Below are 5861 nucleotides of genomic sequence, written 5' to 3' on the forward strand. Positions count from 1 at the left end.
TGCCTGTCATTGTCGATGGACGGGTGTGGGGCCTGGCCGCCGTCGGGTCGGTGGGACCCGGCGCGATGCCGGCCAACACCGAGGCCCGTATCAGCGGCTTCGCCGAACTTGTTGCGATGGCGCTGGTGGCCGGATATCGCGACGAGCAGAAGCGACAGCTGCTGGCTGAGCCCTCGCGTCGTGCGAATCTCATTGACGCTGTGCTTGAGGGACGCGGGTTCGATGAGCGCGGTCTGCGGGAGGTCGCCGGCTATCTTCGGCTGCCGGTCAATGGTCCTTTTGTGGTCGTCGCCGCCCAAGCTCCTGCGGTGGGCGATGAGCCGCTGCCCGAGATCGAGTCGAAGCTGCGTAGCCTGGACATCTTTTCGGCGTGGCGGCTGCTGCCTGACTCGCAGGTTGGGATCGTGCACGTCAACTCCGACCGGAAACTTGATGTGATTGTTGCCCTGATGTCGCGGATGACGCCTGCGCGGGTGGGGGTCAGTGCGGCCTTCAATGATCTGCGCGATACGCGACAAGCCCTGCATGTGGCACGAATGATGTTGCGGGGCCCGACCGATTCCGCATCCTCGGTCGCTGTGTTCGATGGCTCCATCGTGGCCACCGCTGCGGTGAGTGCGCCGGAGGTGATGGTTAAAACGGTCGGGGCGGCGTTGGACTACTTTGATGACCTTCCCGACGAGGACCGGGAGATGCTGTTCGAGACATTTCGGGTGTGGCAGAACAGCGACGCCTCGGTGAGCGCCGTCGCTGACCGACTGTATTGCCATCCCAACACCGTGCGTCACCGTCTGCGCCGGATCGAGAAAGGGACCGGGCGATCTCTCGCCCGGCCAAGGGATGTCGCCGAATTATGTTTAGCGTTCGAGGTACATCGCCGGCTCATGTAACCATGCTCTCAGCCATACCGTTGCCCGGGCCATCGCCGTCGGGGCCTGTCCAGAAGGGCAGCTCGCAAGGTAGAGGTTATCTGCCGCGCCTCTTGAACCGGTATTCCTTTGTGCTGAGGCCATTGTCCACCGATGCTGCTTCGATCTGGCCGGGTTCGTCCAGCTGCGCCAGATGGCGCCATGAGCGAATAGCGTGGCGGGTGACTTCCACGATCCGGGCAGCTCCGTTGTCCTCGGTCGCCAATTCGTGGGCGCGCAGGGCGTTACCGGCTATGGCATCCAAAATCTCGCAGTGTTCGGTATCCACAAGTGCGGTCGATTGATATGCGGCCCGCACGGCATACAGTCCGGCGCCGGCTAACGTCGCGCAAGCGGCGCGGGCAGCGGAGTCGGCGCTATACCAGGCGGGGATAGCTGGCATGGCACCGGAGGCGAGCGCGCGGTGTAGGTCGGCGATATCGAAGATCGCTTCGGCCGCGTCGTCGTCGGCGTATTGAACGACTCCCCAGGCCGGGCTGGTCAGTAGTTCGGCCACCCAGGCGTGACTGACGTTGTCGGGAACCTCAGCGGTTCCCACCGTCTGCCAACCCAATTCGAGTGCAAGAAAGCTGTTTTCAGGGGACAAGTAGCCGTCAGGCCCGGCTAGCAGATCGTTGCACAGCTGAACAAAGGCGGCCAACGGGCGGGCCGAAGTCGCCGGAAAGTCGGTGATCTGCGTGTCACCGCCAATGTAGGAAATGGCGTTCATGGCACACCCCCTGCCCGACCCTGGCTGGTGGGATCCTTTGGCCAACCTCAATGGTTGGGGGATGCGATCGATGTTCATTTCAGTTGCCTCCCATTATCGTGCGGCGGTCGTGTGAGTGGTTTCCGAGTTGTCGCCATGGCAATGTGGTTACTGCCGCGGTTGATTGGGCTAGCCGCTACTAACGCCCGGGAAAAAAGGTAGAGCGACGACCATCCCGGATTCCGCGATCGATCTCTGCCCTCTGCTGAGGGCTGTCGGCTGGATATTGCTCGTGGCAGTTACAGTCGATGCCGCCGAAGGGGTTTGGTTCGGTTCCTGCTGAGCCTGGGTCGGCGATTGCCGACACGACGCTCCCAACCCATAGAACGAGAGCGACAGCAGCACCGACGAGTATTTTCATGACTATTTGTTGATGCCGAGTCGACATGTCATCCGTCCGATGCTGGGAAATGAAGCTGCAGCAGTCCGGATGCGCTCCGGCATAGGGCCACTGACGTTTTGCGCGGCGACGTCGCCTGGATTAATTGTTGCCTTGCGTCCGCTTTTCTGGGTCTGTCTACAGTGACAACGTCGCCGCCGAGATGGTGTGGCTCGCAACAAGCGTGGTGCTTCTCAAGTCGGAATTGTGCGAAACACGGACCGGGACTTCCCGCAAAGTCTGCTCGCTGTTCCCCCGCACATCCTGCACCGCCCGAAATTGTTCCCTGGGATAACGGCATCTCGTGGTCAGATCCGGAACATCAAAGTATGCCAACGACGACGAGCGGAACTGACCTTAGCGACCTTGCATTTGATGCGATTGCCCAGCGAAGCGTGGAAAACCTGATTCCCGCACTTGGTCAACAGATCCGGGTCAGCGTCCGCGCCGGGTCGGGGGTCCCGCTGGTGTTGTGCAATGGCATCGGGGCGAGCTTGGAAGTGCTCGACCCGCTCGTCGATCAGTTGGATCCCGACACAACGGTAGTGCGTTTCGACGTGCCGGGAGTCGGCGGATCCCCAGATTCGATGCTGCCCTATAGCTTTCCGTACCTAGCGGCGGTGCTTGGCCGGCTAATGAGCGCGCTCGGCCTCGGTGGTGAGGGCGTTGACGTGTTGGGGTTGTCGTGGGGGGGTGCCCTGGCGCAGCAGTTCGCCTTCCAGAACCCACGCCGCTGCCGGCGGCTCATCTTGGTGTCGACGGGCGTTGGCATCGGGATGGTGCCGGGTAGACCAGCGGTGCTTGCGAAATTGCTTACCCCGCAGCGATTTATGGATCCCGACTATGCAGCGAGACTCGCCGGTGAACTCTACGGCGGCGGTGCCCGCGCCGACGGCTCGCTGGTCCAGCGCCTATTCGACAACCAACTGATGGCTGCCTCGCCCGTCGGATACGCTCACCAGCTGCTCGCCGCGTCAGTGTGGAGCAGCCTGTTCGCGCTGCCGCTCATTCGGCAACCCACCTTGATCGTCGCCGGCATTGACGATCCCATCATTCCGGTGGCTAACGCCCGAATCATGGACCGACTGCTGCCGCACGCGACGATGCATCTGCACACCGGCGGGCACGTCGACCCAGTCATCAATCCCACCGAATTTGCGCCAGTCATCGAATCTTTCAGGAAAGGCGAGTGCGAGTCTCATCTCGACGCGCGCTCTGCGGCGAGGCGGTTGTCATGCGTGCGATGACGGTTGTGCCGGGTTGCCAGGGTACGGCGGCCGTGGAGACGCTGGACGAGCCGGCAGATGCCCAGGGTGAGTTGTTGGTGTCGGGGCGGCTGGCCGGCGTGTGTGGCACTGACCGCGAGATCGCCGAGGGAGTCTATGGAGAGGCTCCGCCGGGCGCGTCGCGGCTGGTGTTGGGCCACGAGGGGCTCGGTGAGGTGCTCGAAGCGCCGGTCGGGTCGGGATTTGAGCGCGGCGATCTGGTTGTCGGGATCGTGCGCCGGCCTGACCCGGTCCCGTGCCCAGCCTGTGCAGCGGGGCAATGGGATATGTGCCGCAACGGTCGGTTCATCGAGCGTGGAATCGTCCGCGGCCACGGGTATGGCAGCGAGCGCTGGCGAGTAGAGCCGCGGTTTGCGGTGTCGCTGCCGCGTGAGCTCGGGGACCTGGGTGTGCTGTTGGAGCCGGCCTCGGTACTGGCCAAGGCGTGGGATCAGATCGAGCAGATCTCGAATCGCGCCTTCTTTCTTGGTGGCCGAGGTCTGGTGTGCGGAGCGGGACCGATCGGGTTATTGGCTTGTCTTTTGGGTGTCCAGCGCGGCTATGAGATGCATGTGGTGGACCTGGCAACCGGGGGACTCAAGCGCGACCTGGTCGAAGGACTGGGCGCCCATTACCACGCCGGGGACGCGGCCCTGGTGGATGTCGATGCCGACGTGGTTATCGAGTGCACGGGGCTGGGCGCGGTGGGCCGGGCGGCCGCCCGCCGGCTGGTCAACGGGGGGATCATGTGCCTGACCGGGATCATGAACGTCGACCCGACGCCCGATGTCGACACCACCGTCATGAACCGTGCGATGGTGCTGCGAAACGTAGTGATGTTCGGGACTGTCAACGCCGGGCGGCGGCACTGGGATCAAGCGGTCGCGGCGCTGGCGGCGGCCGATCCGACGTGGTTGTCGGCGATGATCACCCGTAGGGTGCCGCTTGAGCGATGGGCCGAAGCGTTGAAGCGAGACCCTGATGACGTCAAGGTCGTCGTGGACCTGCGCGCATGAGCGCCCCCGTGGTCAGTGTGTGGTCGCCTGAGCCTGGTTTGCTCAGCGAGGGGCCTCGCTGGCATGAGCAACGCCAACAGCTTTTGTGGGTCGATATTCTCGGCCGCCGGATACACCGTGCCACCCTGACGCATGACGGCCAACCCGGCCGGATCGAGACGGTCGAGCTGGACCGCGACGTAGGCGTGATGGCCCCGGCCGCCGCAGGGGGATACGTTGCGGCCGCGGCGGTGTCATTTTTGTTGGTCGACGAGCGTGGCACCGTCACGGAGCTGGCGGCCCTGACCGACGCCCCCAGCGGCGTGCGCTTCAACGACGGGGCCTGCGACGCGCGCGGCCGGTTCTGGGTCGGGACCATGGCCTACGACAAGTCGCCGGGCGTCGGGGCGCTTTACCGGCTCGAGCTGGACGGAAGCATCAGCACCGTGCTGACCGGATTGACGATTCCCAATGGGATCGGCTGGAGCCCCGACGGCGCCGTGATGTATCTCAACGACAGTGGCGCCGGCTGTCTGTACGAGTTTGACGTCGACCTTTCCACCGGTGAGCCGCGAAACCGACGCACGCTGGTGGCGTTCGGTCAGCCCGGCCCCGCGCCCGACGGTCTCACGATCGACGACCGCGGGGATATCTGGGTGGCGGTGTACGGCGGCTGGGCGGTGCACCGCTACTCGCCCGACGGAAAATTCCTTGGCGCGGTTGAACTTCCGGTCGCTCAGGCCACATCGTGCGCATTCGGCGAAGCCGACCGCGGCACCTTGTTTGTCACAACCGGCCGCGAGCAGTTGGACGCTCAGGCGGTTGCGCGCCAGCCCGATGCAGGACGCGTGTTCCGCGTCACGGGCCTCGGCACGCACGGCCCGGGCTGCAACCCCTACCGAGGGTCGCTTGCCGGACTGGCCGCCGAGTGGTCGTCGGGCGGGGAGTCGCGATGACAAATGTGAGCGTGTTTCTAGCCGAATCGGCCGGGGTTGACGCCGATGCGGTCGCGCTGCGCTGCGGGGTGGAGACAGCGACATATTCCGAATTGGCAAGCACCGCAGCGCGGTTAGCCGACTGCCTCATCGACGGGGGCGTGCGGCCCGGCGATCGGGTCGCGATCATGCTGCCCAATGGCCCTGCGTATGTTGCTGTGCTGTACGGCATTTGGTACGCGGGTGGGGTCGCGGTTCCGATCAGCCCGTCGCAGAATGCTCGCGCGGTGGAATACGTGCTCACCATCTCTAACTCGAGGGTGTTGTTGTTCGCATCGCGACGTGCGGTTGCGACCAGCGTCGCAGCCGTGACAGCGGGCACGCAGCCGATCGGTCTCGGCAAGCACGGCATCCGGCGCCTGATCGCGGGCTTCCGGGGCCGCGCCGAACCGGTGAGTCGCGCCGCCGCCGACGCCGCCGTCGTCCTGCACACCACCGGGACGTCCTCTGTTCCCTGGTGGTCCGAGCTCACCCACGGCGATCTCGTCGGCAACCAGACGGTCATCGCGCGCAAGCCGCTCAATCTCGAGCCGGCCGACGTCGTGCTGGG

6 protein-coding genes are annotated in these 5861 nt (G+C 64.7%); 5 read left to right on the forward strand and 1 reads right to left on the reverse strand.

The annotated features are described in order from the left end of the window. The coding region (locus tag VN856_RS10480) for a helix-turn-helix domain-containing protein (protein WP_325688678.1) at positions 1 to 890 on the forward strand (890 nt) is incomplete at its 5' end. A 76-nt stretch (positions 891 to 966) separates the two neighbouring features. Here the strand turns inward: VN856_RS10480 and VN856_RS10485 are convergent. Next, positions 967 to 1638 (reverse strand): hypothetical protein, encoded by a 672-nt coding sequence (locus tag VN856_RS10485; protein ID WP_325688680.1) that lies wholly within the window; start codon positions 1636 to 1638, stop codon positions 967 to 969. 747 nt (positions 1639 to 2385) lie between these two features. Between VN856_RS10485 and VN856_RS10490 the strand changes: the two genes are divergently transcribed. The 4 genes from VN856_RS10490 to VN856_RS10505 all read left to right on the forward strand — a co-directional run. After that, positions 2386 to 3303 carry an alpha/beta hydrolase gene (locus VN856_RS10490; RefSeq protein WP_325688682.1) on the forward strand — a complete coding sequence of 306 codons (918 nt, stop codon included), beginning with the start codon at positions 2386 to 2388 and terminating at the stop codon, positions 3301 to 3303. Further along, positions 3291 to 4337, forward strand: coding sequence for an alcohol dehydrogenase catalytic domain-containing protein (locus VN856_RS10495; RefSeq protein ID WP_325688684.1), 1047 nt, complete (start codon positions 3291 to 3293; stop codon positions 4335 to 4337). Before VN856_RS10490 ends, VN856_RS10495 begins: the two co-directional genes overlap by 13 nt. Continuing rightward, complete coding sequence (locus VN856_RS10500) at positions 4334 to 5272, forward strand: SMP-30/gluconolactonase/LRE family protein (protein WP_325688686.1); 939 nt, start codon at positions 4334 to 4336, stop codon at positions 5270 to 5272. The genes VN856_RS10495 and VN856_RS10500 overlap by 4 nt, the downstream gene beginning before the upstream one ends. Beyond that, positions 5269 to 5861: AMP-binding protein (locus VN856_RS10505; RefSeq protein ID WP_325688688.1), on the forward strand; the 593-nt coding region annotated here is incomplete at its 3' end. The genes VN856_RS10500 and VN856_RS10505, both read left to right, overlap by 4 nt.

The organism is Mycobacterium sp. (assembly GCF_035603715.1).
Taxonomy (GTDB): domain Bacteria; phylum Actinomycetota; class Actinomycetes; order Mycobacteriales; family Mycobacteriaceae; genus Mycobacterium.

What these genes read in the sequence shown, in the direction of transcription:
- VN856_RS10485 (WP_325688680.1), bottom strand. Translation starts at nt 1,638, where the DNA reads ATGAACGCCATTTCCTACATTGGCGGTGACACGCAGATCACCGACTTT.
- VN856_RS10490 (WP_325688682.1), top strand. Translation starts at nt 2,386, where the DNA reads ATGCCAACGACGACGAGCGGAACTGACCTTAGCGACCTTGCATTTGAT.
- VN856_RS10495 (WP_325688684.1), top strand. Translation starts at nt 3,291, where the DNA reads ATGCGTGCGATGACGGTTGTGCCGGGTTGCCAGGGTACGGCGGCCGTG.
- VN856_RS10500 (WP_325688686.1), top strand. Translation starts at nt 4,334, where the DNA reads ATGAGCGCCCCCGTGGTCAGTGTGTGGTCGCCTGAGCCTGGTTTGCTC.